This is a genomic window from Truepera sp., from assembly GCA_032027045.1.
Lineage (GTDB): Bacteria > Deinococcota > Deinococci > Deinococcales > Trueperaceae > JAAYYF01.
In genome coordinates, this window is record JAVSMU010000001.1 from 1008546 (window position 1) to 1029638 (window position 21093).

Annotated in this window: 23 protein-coding genes and 3 tRNA genes; 19 read left to right on the forward strand and 7 right to left on the reverse strand. The window is 70.2% G+C overall.

The window, feature by feature from the left end:
* Positions 1-77 precede the first annotated feature (77 nt).
* On the reverse strand, positions 78-749 hold the full coding sequence (rpe, locus tag ROY82_04495; GenBank protein MDT3681728.1) for a ribulose-phosphate 3-epimerase: 672 nt from the start codon (positions 747-749) through the stop codon (positions 78-80).
* Between the two features lie 97 nt (positions 750-846).
* Here rpe and ROY82_04500 point away from each other — a divergent pair, with 97 nt between their 5' ends.
* On the forward strand, positions 847-1722 hold the full coding sequence (locus tag ROY82_04500; protein ID MDT3681729.1) for a sulfurtransferase: 876 nt from the start codon (positions 847-849) through the stop codon (positions 1720-1722).
* Between the two features lie 92 nt (positions 1723-1814).
* Here ROY82_04500 and ROY82_04505 read toward each other — a convergent pair whose 3' ends face one another.
* Positions 1815-3131 carry an aspartate aminotransferase family protein gene (locus tag ROY82_04505; GenBank protein ID MDT3681730.1) on the reverse strand — a complete coding sequence of 439 codons (1317 nt, stop codon included), beginning with the start codon at positions 3129-3131 and terminating at the stop codon, positions 1815-1817.
* Positions 3132-3446: 315 nt separating this feature from the next.
* Here ROY82_04505 and ROY82_04510 point away from each other — a divergent pair, with 315 nt between their 5' ends.
* Together ROY82_04510 and ROY82_04515 are read left to right on the forward strand one after the other, a co-directional pair.
* Positions 3447-4247, forward strand: a complete 801-nt coding sequence (locus ROY82_04510) for a class I SAM-dependent methyltransferase (GenBank protein MDT3681731.1) — start codon at positions 3447-3449, stop codon at positions 4245-4247.
* A 109-nt stretch (positions 4248-4356) separates the two neighbouring features.
* Positions 4357-5238 carry a 3-hydroxyacyl-CoA dehydrogenase family protein gene (locus ROY82_04515; protein ID MDT3681732.1) on the forward strand — a complete coding sequence of 294 codons (882 nt, stop codon included), beginning with the start codon at positions 4357-4359 and terminating at the stop codon, positions 5236-5238.
* Positions 5239-5249: 11 nt separating this feature from the next.
* On the opposite strand, the gene ROY82_04520 is transcribed toward ROY82_04515, so the two are convergent.
* A tRNA-Gln gene (locus ROY82_04520) sits at positions 5250-5323 on the reverse strand.
* Positions 5324-5397: 74 nt separating this feature from the next.
* Positions 5398-5471, reverse strand: a tRNA-Gln gene (locus ROY82_04525).
* A 149-nt stretch (positions 5472-5620) separates the two neighbouring features.
* On the opposite strand from ROY82_04525, the gene ROY82_04530 reads away from it, so the two are divergent.
* The 11 genes from ROY82_04530 to ROY82_04580 all read left to right on the forward strand — a co-directional run bounded on the left by ROY82_04530 (position 5621) and on the right by ROY82_04580 (position 14039).
* Positions 5621-5711 (forward strand) — tRNA-Ser (locus ROY82_04530).
* Between the two features lie 79 nt (positions 5712-5790).
* On the forward strand, positions 5791-6435 hold the full coding sequence (gene upp / locus ROY82_04535) for a uracil phosphoribosyltransferase (GenBank protein MDT3681733.1): 645 nt from the start codon (positions 5791-5793) through the stop codon (positions 6433-6435).
* A 78-nt stretch (positions 6436-6513) separates the two neighbouring features.
* Positions 6514-7614, forward strand: a complete 1101-nt coding sequence (locus ROY82_04540; GenBank protein MDT3681734.1) for an MraY family glycosyltransferase — start codon at positions 6514-6516, stop codon at positions 7612-7614.
* The gene (gene wecB, locus ROY82_04545) at positions 7611-8804 is read left to right on the forward strand and encodes a UDP-N-acetylglucosamine 2-epimerase (non-hydrolyzing) (protein ID MDT3681735.1); all 1194 of its coding nucleotides are present in this window, start codon (positions 7611-7613) and stop codon (positions 8802-8804) included. Before ROY82_04540 ends, wecB begins: the two co-directional genes overlap by 4 nt.
* Entirely contained in the window at positions 8801-9679 is an 879-nt protein-coding gene (gene folP / locus ROY82_04550; protein ID MDT3681736.1) for a dihydropteroate synthase, read from the forward strand. Before wecB ends, folP begins: the two co-directional genes overlap by 4 nt.
* Positions 9676-10128: a dihydroneopterin aldolase gene (gene folB, locus ROY82_04555; protein ID MDT3681737.1), complete on the forward strand. Its 453-nt coding sequence runs from the start codon at positions 9676-9678 to the stop codon at positions 10126-10128. Before folP ends, folB begins: the two co-directional genes overlap by 4 nt.
* Positions 10121-10624: a 2-amino-4-hydroxy-6-hydroxymethyldihydropteridine diphosphokinase gene (folK, locus tag ROY82_04560; GenBank protein ID MDT3681738.1), complete on the forward strand. Its 504-nt coding sequence runs from the start codon at positions 10121-10123 to the stop codon at positions 10622-10624. The genes folB and folK overlap by 8 nt, the downstream gene beginning before the upstream one ends.
* 66 nt (positions 10625-10690) lie before the next feature.
* Positions 10691-11422, forward strand: a complete 732-nt coding sequence (locus ROY82_04565; GenBank protein MDT3681739.1) for a metallophosphoesterase — start codon at positions 10691-10693, stop codon at positions 11420-11422.
* A complete protein-coding gene (locus tag ROY82_04570; GenBank protein ID MDT3681740.1) occupies positions 11419-12612 on the forward strand; it encodes an acetate/propionate family kinase in 1194 nt (397 codons plus the stop codon). The genes ROY82_04565 and ROY82_04570 overlap by 4 nt, the downstream gene beginning before the upstream one ends.
* On the forward strand, positions 12613-13512 hold the full coding sequence (locus tag ROY82_04575) for an ROK family protein (protein ID MDT3681741.1): 900 nt from the start codon (positions 12613-12615) through the stop codon (positions 13510-13512).
* Positions 13509-14039: a DUF5698 domain-containing protein gene (locus ROY82_04580; protein ID MDT3681742.1), complete on the forward strand. Its 531-nt coding sequence runs from the start codon at positions 13509-13511 to the stop codon at positions 14037-14039. Before ROY82_04575 ends, ROY82_04580 begins: the two co-directional genes overlap by 4 nt.
* On the opposite strand, the gene ROY82_04585 is transcribed toward ROY82_04580, so the two are convergent.
* Positions 14040-14666: a hypothetical protein gene (locus ROY82_04585; protein MDT3681743.1), complete on the reverse strand. Its 627-nt coding sequence runs from the start codon at positions 14664-14666 to the stop codon at positions 14040-14042.
* A 133-nt stretch (positions 14667-14799) separates the two neighbouring features.
* Between ROY82_04585 and ROY82_04590 the strand changes: the two genes are divergently transcribed.
* Positions 14800-16086, forward strand: coding sequence for a PASTA domain-containing protein (locus tag ROY82_04590; GenBank protein MDT3681744.1), 1287 nt, complete (start codon positions 14800-14802; stop codon positions 16084-16086).
* A 175-nt stretch (positions 16087-16261) separates the two neighbouring features.
* Complete coding sequence (locus ROY82_04595) at positions 16262-18019, forward strand: E3 binding domain-containing protein (protein ID MDT3681745.1); 1758 nt, start codon at positions 16262-16264, stop codon at positions 18017-18019.
* A 26-nt stretch (positions 18020-18045) separates the two neighbouring features.
* Here ROY82_04595 and ROY82_04600 read toward each other — a convergent pair whose 3' ends face one another.
* Positions 18046-18330 (reverse strand): PspC domain-containing protein, encoded by a 285-nt coding sequence (locus tag ROY82_04600; GenBank protein MDT3681746.1) that lies wholly within the window; start codon positions 18328-18330, stop codon positions 18046-18048.
* Positions 18331-18419: 89 nt separating this feature from the next.
* Here ROY82_04600 and ROY82_04605 point away from each other — a divergent pair, with 89 nt between their 5' ends.
* Genes ROY82_04605 through ROY82_04615 form a run of 3 tightly spaced genes read left to right on the forward strand, consistent with a single transcriptional unit; the run spans position 18420 to position 20620 of the window.
* Positions 18420-19028 carry a UbiX family flavin prenyltransferase gene (locus tag ROY82_04605; GenBank protein MDT3681747.1) on the forward strand — a complete coding sequence of 203 codons (609 nt, stop codon included), beginning with the start codon at positions 18420-18422 and terminating at the stop codon, positions 19026-19028.
* Positions 19025-19693, forward strand: a complete 669-nt coding sequence (gene ispD / locus ROY82_04610; GenBank protein ID MDT3681748.1) for a 2-C-methyl-D-erythritol 4-phosphate cytidylyltransferase — start codon at positions 19025-19027, stop codon at positions 19691-19693. Before ROY82_04605 ends, ispD begins: the two co-directional genes overlap by 4 nt.
* Before the next feature lie 30 nt (positions 19694-19723).
* A complete protein-coding gene (locus tag ROY82_04615; GenBank protein MDT3681749.1) occupies positions 19724-20620 on the forward strand; it encodes a hypothetical protein in 897 nt (298 codons plus the stop codon).
* An 85-nt stretch (positions 20621-20705) separates the two neighbouring features.
* Here the strand turns inward: ROY82_04615 and ROY82_04620 are convergent, their stop codons facing one another.
* Entirely contained in the window at positions 20706-21089 is a 384-nt protein-coding gene (locus tag ROY82_04620) for a metallopeptidase family protein (protein MDT3681750.1), read from the reverse strand.
* Positions 21090-21093 lie beyond the last annotated feature (4 nt).

Consider the following 21093-nt stretch of genomic DNA (forward strand, 5'->3'; position numbering starts at 1 on the left):
AAGTCTAAGAAGACCCTAAGTCTAAGAAGACCCTCGGCGCCGCCTCACGGCCTAGGGCGATTCAGGCCGTAGGCGCTTCAGGCCTGGGGCTCCACGGCCGCACGCAGCGCGGCCACGTTCTCCGCCACCGTGCCGTGACCACCGAACACGGCGCTGCCGGCCACCAGCACGTCGGCGCCGGCCGCGGCCACCAGGGGCGCAGTCTTGACGTTCACGCCGCCGTCCACCTCGATGAGGCAGTTGGGGTTCATGCGGTCTCGCATGCGCCTGACGGCCTCGACCCGTGGGGTCGACGCTGGGATGAAGGACTGCCCGCCGAAGCCCGGGTTCACGCTCATGACCAGGGCCACGTCCAGGTACGGAAGCGCGCCTTCCAGCACGTCGAGCGGGGTGAGTGGGTTGAGCGCCAGCCCGACCTTGGCCCCCGCCTCACGCACCTGCCCCAGCAGCCGGTGCAGGTGGTGGGTGGCCTCGGCGTGGACGGTCAGGATGCTCGCGCCCGCCTCCACGAAGTCGGTCACGTAGCGTTCGGGCTCCGAGATCATCAGGTGCACGTCCAGCGGCAGTTCGCTGTTGCGCTTGACCGCCGCCACGACGGCCGGACCGATGGTGATGTTCGGCACGAAGTGCCCGTCCATGACGTCGACGTGCACGAGGTCCGCGCCTGCAGCGGCGACCGCTGCCACGGCCTCGCCCAGGCGCGAGAAGTCGGCGGAGAGGATGGATGGGGCGAGCTGAACCTTTGCCACCTCGCGAGTATAGCCTTGCCCACCACCGCGCTTCGGGCACCTGTGAGCGACGCCTTCCGGGCGGCCACGGTTAGCATGCGGGCGAAGGAGGAAGTGCATGGGTAACGAGCCGCTTCCCTACGCCCACCCAGAGGCCCTTGTGAGTACCGATTGGGTGGACGCGCATCCCCAAGACAGCGCCCTACGCATCTTCGAGGTCGACGAGGACGTCTTGCTGTACGACCGGGGGCACGTTCCCGGCGCCCTGAAGCTCGACTGGTTGACGGAACTTCAGCGGGCAGACGTGCGCGACTTCATCGGGCCCGAAGGCTTCGCCTCGCTGATGGAGGCCAAGGGCGTCAGCAACGACACCACCGTCGTCCTTTATGGCGACAAGTCCAACTGGTGGGCGGCCTACGCCTTCTGGTTCTTCAAGTACAACGGCCACGCCGACGTGCGCCTCATGGACGGCGGCAGACAGAAGTGGGTCGCCGAGGGGCGCAAGCTCGAGACCACCGTGCCGAGCGTGCCGCGTGGCAACTACGCCGTGCCGTATAGGGACGCGTCGATCAGGGCCTTCGCGCCGGACGTCATGAAACACCTACTCGAGGTCACCCACGGCACCGGTTCGCTGGTGGACGTCCGCAGCGAGCCCGAGTACACGGGGGAGAAGCTGCACATGGCCGACTACCCGCAAGAGGGCGCGCTTCGCGGTGGTCACATCCCCGGGGCCGCCAACGTGCCGTGGGCGCTCGCGGCCAACCCGGACGGCACCTTCAAGAGCGCCGAGGAGCTCGAGAGCCTGTATGCCGGGGCTGGGGTATTGCGCCACCACGACGTGGTGGCCTACTGCCGGATAGCGGAGCGCTCCAGCCATACCTGGTTCGTGCTCAAGTACCTGCTCGGATACCCCCGCGTGCGCAACTACGACGGTTCCTGGACGGAGTGGGGGAACATGGTGGGCGTGCCGATCAAGCAGGGCCGGGAACCCTGAGGACCGAATCAAGCAGAGCGCCGGATAAGGCAGAGCGCGCGAACCTGTGACGGTTCGCGCGCTCCGAACGACTCACTCGTTTGCCGCAAGACTCAGGCGACGACGGCCTTGTCCTGAAGGACCTTCGCGAGGGCGTCCTCGACGATCTCGAGGCCGGCGAGGAGTTCGTCCTCGGTCATGGTGAGGGGTGGCAGCAGGCGGATGACGTTGCCGTAGGTGCCCGTCGAGAGGAGGATGAGCCCCTGGTTCCGCGCCTCTACGAGAAGCGCATCCACCGTCTTGGGGTCGGGAGTGATGCCGTCCTCACCCACGAACTCGATGCCGAGCATGATGCCGAGTCCGCGCACCTCGCCGATGGCGGCGTAGCGCTCCTTCAGGGCGTCGAGGCGCGCTCGGGCGACCTCGCCGAGGCGCGCCGCCTTCTCCGGGATGTTCTCTTGCGCCATGACGTCCAAGGTCGCCAGGGCCGCGGCGCAACTGGTGGGGTTGCCCCCGAAGGTGGTGCCGAGCATTCCCGGGTTCAGCGAGTCCATGATGTGCGCCTTGCCGACGACCGCGGCGATCGGGAAGCCGGAGCCCAGGCCCTTGGCGGAGGCGATGAGGTCGGGCTCGAGCCCGTAGTGATCCACCGCCCACGTCTTGCCGGTACGGCCGATGCCCGTCTGCACCTCGTCGTCGATCCAGAGCGCGCCGATCTCGTCGGCGTACTTGCGAAGCCCTGCCAGGAAGTTGCGCGGGGCAGGGATGAAGCCGCCCTCGCCCGCCTCGGGTTCGATCAGGAACGCGGCCACCTCGCTCTCGCCGATGGTGTACTTGACCTGGTTCTTGAGCGCCTTGAGGGCAGCCTCGCCGGTCTCCTCCGGGGTCTTGGCGCCCCAGGGGTTGCGGAAGTGATACGGGTACTCGGCGCGGTAGACCTCGGCGGCGCGCATCACGAAGCCCGTCTTGTACGGGTTGGCCTTGTTCGTGAGCGACATGGCCATGTAGGTGCGGCCGTGGAACGCGTGCGTGAACGCGACGATGCCGGCCCGCTTGGTGTAGGCGCGGGCGATCTTGACGGTGTTCTCGACCGCTTCGGCGCCTGAGTTCACCAGGAAGGTCTTCTTCGGGGTGGGGCCCGGAGCGATGGCGTTGAGCCGCTCGGCCAGCTCGATGTAGGAGGGGTGCATGCCCACGGCGAAGCAGAGGTGCTGGAACTCGTCGACCGAGCGCTTGACGGCCGCCAGCACCTTGGGGTGCGAGTGGCCGAGGTTCATGACCGCGATGCCGGCCGAGAAGTCCAGGTACTTCTTGCCGTCGGCGTCCCAGACGTAGCTGCCCTCGCCACGAACCGGGTAGATGGGGTGCACGCTCTGAGCGGCGCGCGTGACGGCGGCCTGGCGGCGTGCTTGTAGTTCCTTGTGGCTCATGTTCCGAACCTCCCTCGATCGCGACTTGTGATGCTTAGGGGATTCGCTTGGTATTCGAAAGCATCCAAAGTCAGCGGGCCTTGACTGCTTGGATTCGTAATCCCAGTCGCCCTGCGTCCGTTGAATCGTAGCACTAAGGGCCGGCCCGGGCGGCGTTGCGTGAACGCGGAGCGAGGACCTGAGGCGCGCCGCAAGGACGGGGAGCGAGGACCCGCGCCGCGCCGCAAGGACGGGGAGCGAGGACCCGCGCCGCGCCGCAAGGACGGGGAGCGAGGACCCGAGCCGCGCCGCAAGGACGGGGGTAGCATCTTAGGCGTGAAGCCGGGGGTTGACGACATGTCCCCGCCCCACGCGTTCGCGGTGACTGCAGCGACCGGGGCGACGGAGACGGCGGCGAAGGAGTGGGCAAGGCGCCTGGGCGCCCCGCTAAGCCTTGGAGCGGCCGGCAAGGGCCACGGGGGACTCGTTCTCGAGGTGGGGCCAGCGGGCCTGGCGCTGCTGGCACCCGGCGGCGCGCGCGTGGTGGCTGCCGTCGCCGAGTTGCTGGCCCCGACCCGGCCCGGCCGGGACCTGCTGGCGCGCGCGGCCCTGAGCCGGACGCCCGGCGGCGCACCCAGCGTGGTGGACGCAACGGCGGGCTTGGGCGCCGACGGCTTCCATTTGGCCTCCCTGGGCCACCCCGTGGTCATGCTCGAACGCGAGCCGCTGCTCGGCGCCCTGCTCGAGGACGCCATCGCGAGGGCCATGGCGGGGCAGTTCGGGCGCGCCGCGGCAGACTCTGCGAGGCGCGTCACCCTCCACGTGACCGACGCGCGTGATTACCTCGCCGCCGGGGAGCCCGCCGGGATCGTCTACTTGGACCCCATGTTCCCCGAGGCCTCCAAGGCTGCGCTGCCTAACAAGGGGATGGCCACGTTGCGAGCCCACTTGGAGCACGGAACCGGCGCCGCGGCGGGGGAGGAAGCGGAACTCCTCGAGGCCGCCCGCGCGTTCGCGCGTCGCCGCGTGGTGGTGAAGAGGCCTCTCAGGGCGGGCGCGTTGGGAGGGCAGGAGCCCAGCGGCAGCCTGCGCGGCCGCACCGTGCGCTACGACCTTTACGCCCCCGCGCCCGGGTAGGGTGGGAGATATGGGCGCCGCGCCGCCGGCGCCCCGGTCCGTGCCCCGGCGGCAGGGGCGGGGCTCGTGGTCCGTGCGCGGTGGACGCCCCATGAACGGAGTGAACCCTATGTTGGACGAGACCGAAGCGAGCGGCGAGCGCACGAGGGCGCCCCGCGTGGCGGTGATCGGCGGCGGGACCATGGGTGCCGGGATAGCCAGCGTGCTCCTGGTCGCCGGTCACCGCGTCAGCCTCTACGACACGCGCGAGGAGGCCCTGGGCCAGGCCCGGACGAGGGCGAGCAAGCGCGCTCACGAGGCCGTTGCCGCCGGGCGGCTGCTGACGACCACCGACCTCGAGGTTGCTGTCACCGACGCAGACTTCGTGATAGAGGCCGTGCCGGAGGTACTCGAACTCAAGCGCGAGATCTTCGGCAGGCTCGACAGGCTGGCTCCCGCCCACGCGGTGCTGGCGAGCAACACGAGCGAGCTGTCGGTGACGGCTATCGCGGGCGCCACCGGCCGCCCCGACAAGGTCGTGGGCATGCACTGGTTCAACCCGCCGGAACGCATGGCGTTGGTCGAGGTGGTGAGGGGCGTACACACGTCCGACGCCACGCTCGCCGCCGCTCACGCGCTGGCCGCGGCCTGCGACAAGACGACGGTCACGGTGAAGGACAGGCAGGGGTTCGTGACCACCCGCGCCCTGGCGGCGTTGCTCCTCGAGGGCGTGAGGATGCTGGAGGAAGGCGTGGCGTCGGCGGAGGACATCGACACGGCCGTGAAGCTCGGGCTCAATCACCCCATGGGCCCGCTGGAGCTGTCCGACTACATCGGGCTCGACACCATGCTCCTGATAGCCGATTCCATGCGGGGGGCGATAGGCGAGCGCTTCCTGGCGCCGCAGACGTTGCGCAAACTGGTCGAGGCGGGACACCTGGGCCGGAAGTCCGGTCGCGGCTTCTACGACTACTCGGGCAGAGCGGCGTCCAAGGGAGAGCGCCTCCCCTAGGGGAGGCGCTGTGGCTGGCCCACAGAGATTCGAACTCCGACCGACCGGACCAAAACCGGGTGTCCTGCCATTAGACGATGGGCCAACGTCCGTGACTGCGGTGCGCGCTCAGGTCGCTGGCCTGGCCGCCAGCGGGGGTGCTGCTCGGTGTGGTGCGTTTGGCTGGCCCACTAGGATTCGAACCTAGACCGACGGAACCAGAATCCGTTGTCCTGCCGTTAGACGATGGGCCACCACGGCTGCCCAAGGCGCAACTGGGAGTGTATGCAACCCGGAGGGGCACGTCAAGGGAGCAGCGCCCCGCCCCTCCCCCTCGCTAGTCACCATTACGGTATACTTCTCGCGCTTCGGGTGAGGCGTCTTCAGCCCTTCCCGCGCGTCCGGAGAGGTGCCAGAGTGGTTGAATGGGACGGTCTCGAAAACCGTTGTGTGGCTTCGCTGCACCGTGGGTTCGAATCCCACCCTCTCCGCCATAGCTGGGCCGCCTTCTAGGGCGGCCCTTTTCGTGCCAACCGGGCAGGGCCGCTGTGGCCGCTCCACGTGGCCCCCGAGTTGCGAAAGGACCTGGCGATGGCCGTCACGATAGTCGATCACCCGCTCGTGTTGCATAAGCTCTCGATCCTTAGGGACAAGGAGACGAGCGTACGCGAGTTCCGCGCCCTGTGCCAGGAACTCTCGATGCTGATGGCCTACGACGCCATGCGCGATCTCGAGCTCGAGGAGGCCACGGTCGAGACGCCGGTGGCCGTAGCGAGAGTGCAGCGGCTGGCCGGTAAGAAGCTGGCGCTCATCGGCATCCTCCGCGCCGGTTTGGTGATGGTCGACGGCATCTTGAGCCTCATGCCGACGGCCAGGGTGGGCCACATCGGGCTCTACCGGGACCCCGAGTCCCTCAAGCCGGTGCAGTACTACTCGAAGTTGCCGAGCGACGTCGGCGAGCGCGACGTGTTCTTGCTCGACCCCATGCTCGCGACCGGCGGTAGCGCGGCCGCTGCCATCCAGCTCCTCAAGGAGAAGGGCGCTACGCGCATCCGCCTCCTCTGCATCATCGCGGCTCCCGAGGGGATAAAGGTGATCCGGACGGCGCATCCGGACGTCGACATCATCATCGCCGCGCAGGACGAGCGGTTGAACGAGCACGGCTACATCGTTCCGGGGCTGGGCGACGCCGGCGACCGACTCTACGGCACCCGCTGAGCCGCGGCTGCGGCCGCCGGCGGGCACCGGTCATCGGTTGCTCATGAGCGCCTTACGGCCGCAAGTAGACTGAGAGACGTGCGCGGCACCCTCCTGGCTTTCATCCCTCTGGCCTCGGCCTCCTTCCTAGTCGCGTTCGGCGCCGTTCTCTGGCTCGTGCCGCGGGTGCGGGAGTTCGCGCTGCGGATCGGGGCGGTTCAGGCCGGCGGCGGCGCGCACGGGGGCGGAGTCCGGCAGCACGCCGGCCGCCTGCCGAACATCGGCGGCATCGCCATCCTGGGGGGGTTCCTCCTGGCCGTACTGGCGGGCAGCCTGGTGGCGCCGCAACTCATAAACGACTACCGGGTCGAGCTCCTCGCGACCGCGCTGGGCGGCGCGCTGATGACGCTCGTCGGTTTCATCGACGACATGTGGGAGGTGCCGCCTCCGCTCCGCCTGGCCACGCAGGTGGTGGCCGCAGGCATCCTCGTCGTGAACGGCGTGCGCATCGGCTTCGTCACCGACTACTTCGGCTCGGGCTCGTTCCTCTTCATCCCGGAGACCATGTCGGTGCTCGTGACGATCCTCTGGGTGGTCGGGTTCACCAACGCCTTCAACTTCATCGACGGCCTCGACGGCCTGTCGTCAGGGATCGCCGCCATCTCGAGCATGAGCCTCCTAGCCGTGGCGCTTCAGTTCGACGACCGCGGCGCCGCCGTGCTCCTGCTGGCCGCCCTTGCGGGTTCGGCGCTCGGCTTCCTGCGTTACAACTTCGGGCCCGCCCTGATCATCATGGGCGACTCCGGCGCCTACCTGCTCGGCTACGTCCTGGCGGCCGTGAGCGTGTTGGGAGCCCTGAAGGTGACCGCCGCCATCTCGGTGGTGGCGCCAATCTTGGTGCTCGCGCTGCCGGTCCTGAACATCACCCAGGTGACTGTCAGGCGCCTCAGGCGCGGGTCCTCGCCGGCGCTGGCGTCCAACGACCACATCCACGACATCATCCGTGAGCGCTCGGGCTCCAAGCGCCTCACGGTGATCCTCTTGTGGGCGGCAACGCTCGCCCTTGGCGTTGCCGGCATGTTGCTATCGCGGACGCCGCCCGTGCTGACGCTGGTCACGCTCGTGCTGACGGTGGGGGCCATCGCCGCCGTATCGCTACTGCGGCTCGCCGAGATCCGGCACGCCGGGTCGGCGGCGTGAGGCCCGCCGCAGCGCCCCCGGAGGGCGCGGCGCTGAGCCCCCACGGGGCGCGCCCCCGGGTGGTGTCGGCCTTCGGGACCCGACCCGAGGCGAACAAGATGGCGCCGGTGGTAGCCGCGTTGCGGGGCATGCCCGGCCTGGAGGCCCTGACGCTGGTGACGGGGCAGCACAAGGAGCAGCTCGCCGACTCGCTGACTGCGTTCGGCATCGCGCCCGACACCGACCTGCGCGTCATGACCCGCCGCCAGAGCCTCACCGACCTCATCGGGCGCATCGTGCCCGCCGCCGCCGCGGCGTTGGAGCGGCTCCGCGCCGACTACGTCCTCGTGCATGGCGACACCACCACCACCTTCGCGGTGGCGCTGGCGGCCTTCCTGGTCGGGATCCCCGTAGCGCACGTCGAGGCCGGACTGCGCTCGTTCGACCTGGGCCAGCCCTTCCCGGAGGAGGCGAACCGCCGCCTGACGGACGTCGTGACCGACATGGACCTGCCGCCCACCGCACTAGCGAGGCGCAACCTCCTGGCAGAGGGCAAGACGGAGGACCGGATGGTCGTGACGGGCAACACCGCGGTCGACGCCGTGCGCTTCATGAGCGCGGGCGCCGCTCTGCCGCCTGGCCTTGGCACGGGCCCGTTCGTGACGCTCACCATGCACCGACGCGAGAACCTGCCGGTGATGGCCGCCCTGGCGGGGGCCCTGGCGGCCGTGGCCCGGGCGCACCCGCGGCTCCGGTTCGTGTACCCCGTTCACCTCAACCCTGCCGTGAGAGAGGCGGTCACTCCCGCCCTCGGCGGGGTCTCGAACGTGGTTCTCGCCGAGCCGTACGACTACCGGGAGATGATCGCGCTGATGTCCGCCTCCGAGCTCATCGTCACCGACTCGGGCGGCCTGCAGGAGGAGGGCGCGGCCCTCGGCGTTCCCGTCGCCGTACTGCGCAACGTGACGGAACGCCCGGAAGGGGTGGAAGCAGGGGTGATCAGGCTCATCGGCAACGACCCCTCGCGCGTGCGCTCCGGCCTCGAAGAGCTGCTTGGCGACCCGGCTGAACTGGAGCGTATGCGCCAGAGGCCGAACCCGTACGGGGACGGTCGCGCCGCGGGGCGCATCGCAACGGCGGTGGCGTGGCGCTTCGGGCTGGCGGAGAGGCCCGCCGACTGGGTCTACGGCGCAGAGGTCGCTGATTCGTGACTTGGGAAGCTTTACACCAGCTCCGTTTCGGGCCGGCCCTTGCGGGCGGGCGCGGATCGCTCGACTGGCGCGGGCCGGCGCTCGTCGGGGTCCTGAACGTCACCCCCGACAGCTTCAGCGACGCCGGTGAGCATGCGGGCACCGCCGAGGCGGTAGCCGCCGGACTGCGGTTGCAGGCCGAAGGCGCGCTCATCGTCGACGTCGGCGGCGAGTCCACGCGCCCCGGCGCCAGCGGCGTCGACGAGCGAGAGGAGCTGTGCCGAGTGCTCGGCGTGGTGGAGGCCCTAGCCGGCGAGGGGGTGGTGGTGAGCGTCGACACGCGCAAACCGCGAGTGGCCGCCGCCGCCCTCAAGGCCGGCGCCGTCATCGTGAACGACGTCGGGGGCCTCACCGACCCGGACATGACACGAGTCTGCGCCGACGCGGGCGCACCGGCGATAGTAGTCCACATGCGCGGGGAACCCCGCACCATGCAGGCGGCCCCCGAGTACCGGGACGTGGTGGGCGAGGTCGAGGCGTTCTTGCTCGAGCGAGCCGGCGCGGCGCTGCAGGCCGGCGTGCCCAGCGTAGTCATCGACCCCGGCATCGGCTTCGGGAAGAACCTGGGCCACAACCTAGCGCTGCTGAGGGCCACCGACAGGTTGGCGGCCCACGCTCCCCCGCTGATGGTGGGAGCGTCCCGCAAGGCCTTCATCGGCTCCATCACGGGCGAGGAACTGCCCGCGGCGCGCGTGCCCGGCAGCCTGGGCGCCCACCTCTGGGCCGCGGCCAACGGCGCCGCACTTCTGCGCGTTCACGACGTGGCGGCGCACGCGCACGCCCTCGCGGTGTGGAGCGCCATCCTGGCCGCAGGCCCGGGGGAGCGGCGCACATGAACCAAGACGCCGAACGTCCACGGGGAGACGACCGCATAGTCCTGAGCGGCATGGAGTTCTTCGGCTACCACGGGGTCCACGAGGAGGAGGGCAAGCTAGGGGCGCGCTTCCTGGTCGACGTCGAGCTCGTCCTCGGCCTCTCGGGCACCGACTCCATCAGGCACACCGTCGACTACGGACGCGTTTACGCACTCGTCGGGAGCGCCGTGACGGGGCGCCGGTACAAGCTGATCGAGGCGCTCGCCCATCACATCGCGACCCTGCTGCTCACCGAAGAGGCCCTCGTCGACGCCGTTCGTGTAAGGGTGCACAAGCCGCACGCGCCGCTGCCCGGCGTGTTCCGCGACGTCTACGTCGAGGTGTTCAGGAGCCGGTCCGAGGCGCGGGAGTCAGGTGGCGGGGGGCAAACGGCGCCGGCCGGCGGCGGGGAGCCCGCGGCGGATGAGTGACACGAGCCCAAAGGCGTTCGTCGCGCTCGGCGCGAACCTCGGCGACCCCGCGGCGCAGCTTCGGGAGGCCGCGTCCCGGCTTTCGCGCCTGGCGCCGGTACTGGCGCGCTCTCACCTGTACGAGAGCGCCGCCCAGGGTGGCCCGGCAGGCCAACCGCCCTACCTCAACGCCGTCGTGGCCCTGGCTGCCGGCGACTGGCTGGGGCGCGAGGCCGCACTGCTGTCGGAACTCCTTGCCATCGAGGAGGAGCTCGGCCGCGTGCGGCGTGAGCGGTGGGGACCGCGCGTCATCGACCTCGACCTGCTGGACGTGGCGGGCGCCTTACGCCATGACGGGGTCAGGCTGCCCCACCCGCGCATAGAGGAGCGCGCGTTCGTGCTGGCACCGCTGCTCGACGTCGAGCCCACGTGGCGCCACCCGTTGACCGGTCGGCGGGCAACCGACGCCCTCGCCAGCGTGAAAGACGGCGTGCGGCGCTCGCACGAGGCCTGGTAGGCGCGCTGGTCACGGCACGGCTGTACCTCTCGACCGTACGGCCGGCACGGGTACACTGGGCGACCGATGCGCCTGTTCGCTATCGCCGACCCCCACCTCTCACGCGCCCGGCCCAAGCCGATGGACATCTTCGGTCCGGGCTGGGCCGGCCACCCGCAGGCCTTCTTCGAGGGCTGGCGGGAGACGGTCGGCGAGGAAGACCTCGTCCTGGTGCCCGGAGACATCTCGTGGGCCATGCGCCTCGACGAGGCCATGCTCGACCTGCAGGACCTGGCCGACCTGCCCGGCAAGAAGATCCTGCTACGCGGCAACCACGATTACTGGTGGCCCTCGATCAGCCGGCTCCGCAGCGCGCTCCCCGCTGGGATGTGGGCACTGCAGAACGACGCCATGGAGGTCGGGGGCGTGGTGGTGGCCGGCACCCGCGGCTGGGTCTGCCCCGGCAGCCCCGGCTTCACGCCGCAAGACCAGAAGATCTACGACCGCGAGGTCGAGCGCCTGCGCCTGTCGCTGGCTCACGCCGCCAAGCTCGAAGGAAGGTACCGCGTGGTGATGCTGCACTTTCCACCCACCAACTCCCGCCTCCAGCCCAACGAACTCACGGGACTGATCGAGGAGGCGGCGCCCGACGCGCTCGTTTTCGGCCACGTACATGGCGAGCAGCCCGAAGGCATCATCCGCAACCTGGGCGCCGTCGCGGTGCACTTCGTGGCCGCCGACGCCCTCAAGTTCCGGCCGCGTCTCGTGGCCGACCTGGGCGTCCCAGGCGCCGTAGCGGCGCCTGGCGCACGAGCGTGAGCAGCCCGTTGCCCGCCGGCGGCCCCGCCCAGCAGATCCTCGTCGTCAACGCCGGTAGCTCGAGCCTGAAGACCAAGTTGTGGCCCTCAGGGGAGTCGCTGCAGGTGGAGCGGATCGGTGGGCCGAGCACCGTCACGGCGTCGTTCGCGCTGCTGGAGCGGCTCCGCCTGGAGCGCCACGACGCGGCCTTCGAGTTCGCGCTGGACATGTATAGGCGCTTCGTTCCGGGGTTCGCACCGCGAGTCGTCGGGCACCGCGTCGTTCACGGTGGCACGCGGTTCGTGAGGGCGACCATCGTCACGGCGGAGGTGGAGGAGGCGATCGCCGAACTGGCCGCCCTGGCGCCGCTGCACAACCCCGGCAACCTGGCGGCGCTGCGGGCCGCGCGCCGCGCCATGCCCGACGTGCCCCACGTGGCGGTATTCGACACGGCCTTTCACGCGAGACTGCCGCGTCACGCATACCTCTACGGGCTGCCGCTCGAGTACGCGTACGCCCGCGGCGTCCGTCGTTACGGTTTCCACGGACCCAGCCACGACTACGTCTCGCGCCGCGCCGCCCTACTCCTCGGCAAGCGCCGCGCCGAACTCCGTATCGTCACGCTCCACCTGGGCAACGGCGCCAGTGCGGCGGCGGTGGACAGGGGCGTGTCGGTAGACACGACCATGGGCTTCACACCCATGGAGGGCCTGCTGATGGGTACCCGCAGCGGAGACATAGACCCCGGCATAGTGCTCTATCTGCTGCGCAACGGGCTGAGCACCGAGCAGGTCGACACGCTGCTCAACAGCGAATCGGGGCTCAAGGGCATGTCGGGCATCTCGAACGACCTGCGCGACGTGACGGCCGCGGCTGAGGCGGGCGAAGAGGGGGCCTCCGCGGCGCTGGAAGTGTTCGCTTATCGTATCCGCAAGACCATCGGCGCGTTCGCGGCCGCCATGGGCGGGCTCGACGCGGTCGTCTTCACCGGCGGGGTCGGGGAGAACTCGTCGTGGGCGCGCTCGGCCTCGTTGAGCGGACTGGGCTTCTTGGGCATCACCGTCGACGAGGAACGCAACGCCCGTGCCGACTCGCGCATCAGCGCCGACGGGTCGGGCGTGTCAGTGCTCGTCGTGAAGACCGACGAGGAACTCATGATCGCGAACGCCGCGCGGGCCGCAGTCAACGGTCACGGCGACGAGGAGAACTGAATGGTGACTTTAGGACTCGACCTTGGCGGAACGAAGATCCTCACGGCGGCCGTCGAGGGGGGCAAGGTGCTCGATTCGGTGAGGGTCGACACGCCGCAAACCGGCTTTGAGGACGTCGTTGCCGCCCTCGTCGGTACCGCCAAGGAGTTGCTGGCGCGCGGCCACGAGGTGGCGGGCGCCGGCATCGGCTCGCCGGGTCCCATGGACCGCTCACGGCGGCGGATACTCTTCGCCCCCAACATCGCCGGCATGCGCGACGCCCCGCTGGTGGACGAACTGGAGCGGAGCCTGAAGATGACGGTCGTGCTCGAGAACGACGCGAACGCGGCGGGTTACGCGGAGCACCTTTACGGGGCCGCCCGCGAGCTCGATTCGAGCATCTACGTCACCATCTCCACCGGCATAGGCGGCGGCATCTTCATAGGCGACCGCGTCGTGAGGGGCGCCAACAGCCTGGCAGGGGAGATCGGCCACATGACCATGCTGGTCGGGGGTCCCATGGGGGGCGACGGTCACACCGGCAGCCTGGAGGCCATCGCGGCCGGGCGTTCCATGGCGCGTGACGCCACGTACGCCTACGGGGTGGAGATGGACACGCGAGAACTCTTCAAGCGCGCTCGCGCCGGGGAGCCCAAGGCCCTCGGCATCATCGAGAACGCGGCGTTCTTCACGGGCATCGGGCTCGCCAACCTGGTCAAGATCATCGACCCGGAGGGCTTCGTGCTGGGCGGCGGCATCACGCGCGTGGGCGAGTATTACCTCGGCAAGGTGCGCGCAGCGGCCGAGCATTACCTCGAAGGCTATCCCCTTCCGCTGTTCAGGACGGCCAGCCTCGGGGGCGACGCAGGCGTCATCGGCGCCGCGGCGGTGGCGGCCAGGGAACTCGCGGGGCACGCATGAGCGAAACCGTGAGCCTGGTGCTGGCGGCCCTGCTGATCTTCTCGCTTCGCATAGTGGACGTGTCGCTCGGGACGCTGCGCATCGGCTTCCTCGTCCGTGGCCAGAGGCGCTTGGCGGGCCTCTTCGGCTTCTTCGAGTCGCTCGTGTGGCTGATCGCGGCCGCACAGGTCCTGGCGAACCTGGACTCGCCCGTCAAGTTCCTCGCCTACGCGGCCGGTTACGCCACGGGCACCATGCTCGGCGTGAGCGTCGAGCGGTGGCTGGCCATCGGGGAATCGATCGTCCGGGTGGTCACGCCCATCGATACCCCTCCCGTCGAGGACAGCCTGCGCAGCGCAGGCCACTACGTCACACTGCTGAACGCGCGAGGGCGCGACGGCGACGTGAGCGTCGCGTTCTCGGTCATCCCACGCCGCAAGATCCCTGAGGTGCTCAAGCTGCTGCAAGAGGTGAACCCGTCCGCGTTCGTGACCTTCGAGACGACCACGCCGGTGCAAGCCGTGCCGGCGCAGCGGATCCGCAAGTAGTCAAGCAGGGGCGATCCGCGTCAGTGCGCCGCTCGGCCCCACGAACGCGGTGAGCGAGGCGCCCAGGGCGCGCGAGGCGCGGACCGTCAGGTCCTCGTCGGGCCGCTCGGGTCCGGGCGTGACGAGCACGGGCCGCGCGTCGAGCCCCAGCCGGCCGTGGAGGGCCAGCCTGGCCATGACGGCGTCCATGCCCCAGTCGTCCTGGTACACGCGCTTTACCGCGAGTAGCGCCCCCCGGCGCCCCACCACCTCGCGCCCGCGCCCCGCCCCCGGCCGTCTCACCATGCTTCGGCCGCTCCAGCCGAGGGAGTCGTAGAGGAGATCGACGTTCTCATCGAGGAGGTACGACTGCGCCAGCAGGCTCACGGCTGCCGGCTCGGCCTCCTCGACGATGTCCTCGTCCGGATCGGAGAGATCGAGCCCAACGTAGAGCGCCCGCAACTGGTGCGGCAGGTTGTTGAGGCGGTAGAAGCCTTCCTCGAAGCTAGCTGGTAACGCCAGCCCCTCCCAGGCGAAGCCCAACTCCAACAGGCGGGCCAGGGTGGCGAGTTCCCACTCGGACTCCACCTCCACCTTCGCCAAGTGGCGCAACGTTCCGACCGGGATCACGCTGTGGGCGTCTCGCATGCCTAATGCTAGCCCCGGAACCAGCCGGGGACGCGGGTGGCCTGCCCGATGGCCGCGGCGGTGGGCGAAAGGTGCTGTCGGACACGCTATCCAGGGCTCATGAGCCGGTGCGGGGCCGTGATAGAGTTCCTGCGTGAGCACGGCCTCCGCGACCACGAATCCGGCCCCCAGCCGCCGCGCTTGGGGCTGGCTACTGGTTTCCGGGCTCGTGCTGCTGGTCCTCGCCGCCTTCGTGGTGCTCGACGCATCGCGCTACTTCGCGGTGGGCGAGGAGGTGCTTCCCGATCTGGTCGGCATGCAGTACGAAGCGGCCACCAAGGTCTTGCGCTCGCACGGCTTCGAGCCGGTGGCGTTCGTGGAACATGTCGAGGGCGTAGCGGCGGGTACGGTCACCTCCCAGTCGCCCCAGGCCGGGGCCATAGTCAAGCGCCTGCGGTCCATCCACCTGGGGGTCAACACTCCCCCCGCAGCGGCAGTGCTCCCCGACCTCAGCGGCATGACGGAGAGGACCGCCGTAGCGCGCGCGTCCGAGTTGAACCTCCCACTGGGCACGACGGAGTATCAGCACAGCGATAGGACCGCCGGCACCGTCATCGGCCAAGCACCGGCCGGAGGGCAGCGCCTAGCCGAGGGCGGGACCCTGAGCCTCGTGGTCAGCTCGGGGCCGGAGCGTGCCGCGGTGGAACTCCCGGACTTGCTCGGAACCGACCTCGATGCCGCCGTGCAGCAGCTTCAGCGACTGGGTTTCGGCAGGGTGGAGACGCTGGCCTCGAGCGTGTCGTTCGATCGGCCACGGGCCGTGGTGGCGATGGAGCCCCCCGCGGGCGCAGCGGTGCCGCCGGGCACGCCGGTGCTGCTTCACTACTCGCTGTCTACCGCCACCGCCATCCAGGTGCCGGACGTGGTGGGCATGCCACAGTGGCGCGCGCAGCTCGCGCTGACGGCGGCGCAGCTGAGGGTGGGTACCGTCACTTACGTGACCGATCCGGAGCAGCCCGAGGGTGTGATAGCCGCCCAGCCCGACGGCTACACGGTGCCGGGCACCCCGGTATTCCTTACCGTCAACGGCGCTCCTCCCGCCAACGCGTTTCCCGACCTGTTCCCCACGGGCCCACAGACCGGGCCCGACCTGAGGACGCCCGTTCGTCCCTCGCCGGCGCCGGGTGGCGCCGACTCGGCGGCGGACGGCAGCCGCCTCGTGCCCTTCACGTTCGACCCCACCAACATGGGTGTCAAGCGCCTTCTCGATCGGCCCTACCAACTGAAGCTCGTGGTGACCGACGACGAGGGTGAGCGGGTGGTGCTCGACAGGCGCGTGGGTGCGGGGCAGAGCGTCACCACCTCCGTGCTCGTTCACGGCCAGGAAGCCATGCTCCAAACGTTCATAGACGACGTGTTCTTCCAGGCGTGGCGCCCCTGAGCGCGATGCCGTACCCGAACCTGGCGTCCATGGCGGGGGGCCGCGGTGTGGGAATATTCCAGACGCTCGGCAGTTTGGCTCGGGCTATACTCGGTTCCATCATGCGCAGGCCTGTCGGTACCGTGTCGCGCGTTCAGGCCACCGGAATCAGCTCTTCCGCAGTGGAGGATCACCCGTGAGCCAACCCGATATCTCGAACCTCGCCCGACGCCTCGCCGAACAGAACAACGTCGCCTGGCAGAGCCTGAAGGGTACGGGTCCCGACGGTCGCGTTGTGGAACGCGACGTCCTCGATTACCTCGCCCGAGTGATGGCGGGGGAGGAGGCGGTAGACCCCACCCCGGAGCCACTGCCGGAGGGCATGGAGGCCTGGACTGAAGTAGGGGCCGACTCCGTGGGCAACTACTCGAGGGCGGTCACGCCGCAGGAGAGCGTGTCCAGCGGAGCGTCCGGCGGCGAGGTTGCTGCCGAGGCGGCGGCGCAGGTCGCCGAGTTGGGCGACGACGTGTTCCTCTTCGACGACGATGACGACGACGTCGAGGCGCCCGCCGGGTTCGGTGCGGGTGAGACGGAGGACGGCGGGGACGTGCGAGTAGAGCAGGACGGTTTCCCCTCCGAACCCATCAGCGTTCACGACGAAGGGCTCGTGACCCCGGACCTGGACGACGACCTGCTGTTGGTGTCGGATGACGACCTGGACGAAGGCGCGCCGGGCGACGAGCCGTCCATCCCGGCGGGCGAAGTACCGGGCGACTCTCCGTTTGCTACGGCTGGCGCCGAGGCCGACGAGACTGCCGAGCCAAGCGAAGCCCTTCACGACTACTCGGATGGGGGCGCCCAGGTGGATGCGCCGGAGGAGCCGGCTCCCGCCTGGGGCGGCAGCGAACTGCGGCTCGACTCCGAACCTTACGAGCCGGTCCCGCTCGACGCCCCCGACCTGTGGGAGGACGGCGAGGTGCAGGACGGGTCCAGCGTTGGTGCCGCCATGTTCGAGCCCGGAGGCTCGGCTGCAGCCCAGGAGCCGGCGCCCGCAGGCTCGGAGCTGAGCGGTGAGCAGTTGGGGACCGACGTTTCGGTGCCTAGTGCCGAGGTGTCGGAGTTCGAAGCCCACATGCCGAGCGCCGAGGTGTCCGAGTCCGAGGATCACGTGCCGAGTGCCGAGGTGTTCGAGGCCGAGGATCCGGCGCCGAGCGCTGCGTCGTTCGAGCCCGACGACCCGGCCACGGCCCCTGAAACGCTTGAGGCCGGCGAGTTCTCCGCCGCCGGCACCGCGGCCGCCGGCGACGAAGGTCCGTACGGCACCACCGGGGTCGGCGAGCCTTGGAGCGAACCGCTCGACCAGACAGAAGTCGAGACGTTCGACGAGCTGGGCGTGGGGGAGGCCGATCTCGACGCGCGAGAGCAGGTTGCCCCGGCACTGCCACTCGTCCACACTCCCAACCTGCTGCGGCGGAACGTCGACCTGAGCGCCCTGGCCGCCGCGCAGCTGGCGGCGGGCCTGGAACTCGGACAGGACGGGCCGCTGAGCGTGGCGCCCTTCCTCGTACGTGCGGCGGCCAAGGCGGCGCATGACGTTGGCCTGACCGGCGGTGAGGTCGCCCTGGCGGAGATCCAGGCGGGCATCATGCTCCGGCGCGTGGACGGAGCCGCGAGCATGGCGTTCGTCGAACTGGTGCGAGAGCTCGAAGGCGCCGGCATGGAAGAGGACGAGGTGGCGCTGGTCGCCGTCGACCTCAGCATGCTGGACGTCGACGAGGCGTTCCTCGACGTCGGGGCCCCGAGCGTGACGCTAGGGCGGATACTCTACGATTCCGAGGTTGGCGGCTACCGCAGCACCCTCGCCCTCACGGGCAGCCTGCCGTTGGATCAGGGAGCGCGCCTACTGGCCCGCGTGGCCGAACTACTCACGTCCCCAGTGAGATTGCTGGTCTGAGGCCGTCAGGCTGCTCGTCTGACGGGTCAGCCCGCCGCTTCGGCCGACTCCGCGGTGCTGCCGGCCGGCGCGCCGGGGATCAGTAGCCAGAGCAGGAAGTAGCCGACGAGCGTGAAGCCCAAGGACGGCAATGCCGAGAGCAAGTAGACAAACCTGACCGTGCGCGGATCGGCGTTCACGAACTCCGCGATGCCCCCGCATACTCCGCCGATCAAGCGGTGCTCGCGGCTGCGTCTCAACGGCTTGTCGGTCGCCGGGCGCCGGGCGCGGCGCTGGTCGTGTGTGAGCCCGTCTGGTCTCAACGTTGGCACTCTGTTCGCCTCCGCTTCGGGGTCAGACGCCGGGTTCGGCGACGCACCCACGGCGTGAGTATACGCGCGCTCGGGTTAGCCTTGTGGGCGTGACAAGCGACACGGGGACCCAGCTGCCGGAACCCGGCCGGCCGCGGCGCGTGATCGTCGGCGTCAGCGGCGCCAGCGGCATGTTGTACGCGCTCGACATGCTGCGCACGCTGAAACGCCTAGGCGTGCCTACGGCACTGGTGATAAGCGGCGGCGCCAAGCGCGTGCTGCCGACCGAGCTCGACGGCGGCGCGCAGGCGCTCATCGAGCAGGCGGACCTCGTTCTCAAGGACTCCGACGTGGGCGCGTCGATAGCTTCGGGCAGCCACCCTACGCTTGGCATGGTGGTGGTGCCGTGCAGTGCCGGGACGCTTGCAAGGGTCGCCCACGGACACGCCGACACGCTGATCACGCGGGCGGCTCACGTGACCCTGAAAGAGCGGCGTCCGCTCGTCCTGGTGGTGCGAGAGGCGCCTTACTCGCGCCCGATGTTGATCAACATGCTTGCCGCGCACGACGCCGGCGCCGTCATCCTCCCCGCCGCGCCTGGGTTCTACCATCGCCCCGGTTCCCTGGTCGAGTTAGTTGGAGGGATCACGAGCCGCGCCCTCGACCGGCTCGGCATCGACAACGACCGCGCGCCGCGCTGGGGGAGCGACGATCCGTGACCCGTGTTGCTGCGCTGGTCCCGGCGGCCGGGTCGGGCGTCCGGCTGGGGCGCGGCCCCAAGGCGTTCGTAAGACTGGGAGACGCGACCCTGCTCGAGCACGCCGTGGCGGCGCTTCGGGGCGCCGTCGACGAAGTGGTGGTGGCCGTGCCCGCCGGGGCGGCCGCGCAGGCGCGCGAGCTCGTTGGCCGCGACGTGCGGGTGATCGAGGGCGCCGAGTCCAGGCAAGCCACCGTTCGCCTGCTGGTGACGGCCACGCGGGCGGAGACGGTCTTGGTGCACGACGCCGCCCGGCCGTTCCTGCCCCGCGCCGCCCTGGAGCGGGTCTTGGCGGCCGCCCAAGAGACGGGGGCGGCCACCGCGGCCCTGAGGGTTCACGACACCATCGTCTACGTCGCCGACGGAACGCCCCTGCCCCGGGAGGGGCTGAGGGTGATCCAGACCCCGCAGGGGTTCGCACGGGAGCTGCTGGTGCGCGCCCACGAGTCGGCGGCGGCGGCGGGCGTCGAGGCCACCGACGACGCGGCGCTCGTGCGCCGGCTCGGCGTCGGAGTCGAGCTGGTAGAGGGCAGCCCACTGCTGCACAAGCTGACGACCCCGGACGACCTGAAGCTGGGCCTCGCCCTCCTCGAACTGTGGCGCGCGGAGCGAGCGGTCGGCTCGTGAGCGTGGTCGTTCGGTGACCGTGGTCGGCTCGTGAGTTCCGGCGGCGGGTTTCCGGGGGCCCTGACGGAAGCGGCCCACGGCAAGGTGAACCTTGGTCTGGCCGTGCTGGCGCTCAGGGGCGACGGCTTCCACGAGGTCGAGACGGCCATGGTGCGGGTCGGGCTGGCCGACGAGCTCACCGTGCTGGTCGAGGAAGCCGCCGCGGACCACGTGGAGCTCGACGTGGAGCTGGCGCTGGAGCTGCCAGCCGTCGCGCTGGCCGAGGGAGAAGAGAACCTGGCTCACGGGGCGGCCGCCCGGTACCTCCGCGCGCGGCGCGAGGCGGACGGCGCCGCCGCTCCCGTGAGAGTCGCGCTGAAGCTCCTCAAGCGCGTACCGGTGGCCGCCGGGCTCGGTGGGGGCTCCGCGGATGCCGGCGCCGTGCTCAGGGTCCTCGCTCGACTGCTCCCGGCTGCCGTCGACGTGGCCGGGGTGGCCGCCAAGCTCGGGTCCGACGTGCCCTTCATGCTGGGGACGGCACGGGCCGCGTTGGCCAAGGGGCGCGGCGAGCGGCTCTTCGAGCTGGACGTCCCACGCCTCCACCTCGTGCTGGTGAACCCCGGATTCGGCGTCAGCGCCGCCGACGCCTACGCCAACCTGATCGGTTTCACGCCGCGGCTACGGTTCGAACGCTCGCTCGAGCGCCTGGCGGCGGGCGAGGAGCCACGCTGGCCCAACGGGCTGCAACCGGGCGTGCTGAGAAGCCATCCGGAGTTGCGCGCCGTGCTCGCCCACCTGCGAGACGCCGGCCTCAAGGGCGTCCTCATGTCGGGGAGCGGACCGACCTGCTTCGGGGTGGCGCAGGGCGCCGAGCACGCGGCGGCCATCGCGGCCGCCCTGCGGTCCGCCGAGCCGGGTTGGTGGGTTGCCGCGACTGCAACGCTGTAGCGGGTCCACGCTCAGGCCGGTTCACGCTGTGGCGGGTCCTCGCTGAGGCGCGTCCTAGGTGAGGCGCGTCCTCGCTGTTGCGGAGTCAGTTGCGTTTCGGGAAGTCCTGCGCCCTGAACTCGTCGTCTTGGATCAGCCAGTCCTCGCCCGCCAACGACTCGACGTGATGCCTGAGCTCGTGCGTCAGCGTCTCCCAAGCCTCGTCCTCCCAGTCGAAGCCCGGGTCGCTGGCGGCCAGCGCGGCGAAGGAGCCGTAATAGAGCGCGACGTGGCGCCCCAGGCCCTCACCCGGCCCGAGGAAGTCCTGGACGCCGGGGTCGAGGTACTCGCCCATCCGGTAGACGTCGTCGTAGTCGGGTTCGACGAGGGCCTCCTCGAGCACGTGGACGCCGCTCAAGCCGCGGAGGAACTCGGCCGGGATCTCGTCGACCATCTCGGCGATCAGCCCCTGGAACTCCTCGAAGCTCAAGGCC

Excerpts from the sequence above, each read along its gene's own strand:
- ROY82_04505 (MDT3681730.1), bottom strand. The coding sequence starts at position 3,131 with ATGAGCCACAAGGAACTACAAGCACGCCGCCAGGCCGCCGTCACGCGC.
- ROY82_04565 (MDT3681739.1), top strand. The coding sequence starts at position 10,691 with ATGCGCCTGTTCGCTATCGCCGACCCCCACCTCTCACGCGCCCGGCCC.
- folK (MDT3681738.1), top strand. The coding sequence starts at position 10,121 with ATGAGTGACACGAGCCCAAAGGCGTTCGTCGCGCTCGGCGCGAACCTC.
- ROY82_04575 (MDT3681741.1), top strand. The coding sequence starts at position 12,613 with ATGGTGACTTTAGGACTCGACCTTGGCGGAACGAAGATCCTCACGGCG.
- folB (MDT3681737.1), top strand. The coding sequence starts at position 9,676 with ATGAACCAAGACGCCGAACGTCCACGGGGAGACGACCGCATAGTCCTG.
- ROY82_04515 (MDT3681732.1), top strand. The coding sequence starts at position 4,357 with ATGTTGGACGAGACCGAAGCGAGCGGCGAGCGCACGAGGGCGCCCCGC.
- ROY82_04585 (MDT3681743.1), bottom strand. The coding sequence starts at position 14,666 with ATGCGAGACGCCCACAGCGTGATCCCGGTCGGAACGTTGCGCCACTTG.
- ROY82_04500 (MDT3681729.1), top strand. The coding sequence starts at position 847 with ATGGGTAACGAGCCGCTTCCCTACGCCCACCCAGAGGCCCTTGTGAGT.
- ROY82_04580 (MDT3681742.1), top strand. The coding sequence starts at position 13,509 with ATGAGCGAAACCGTGAGCCTGGTGCTGGCGGCCCTGCTGATCTTCTCG.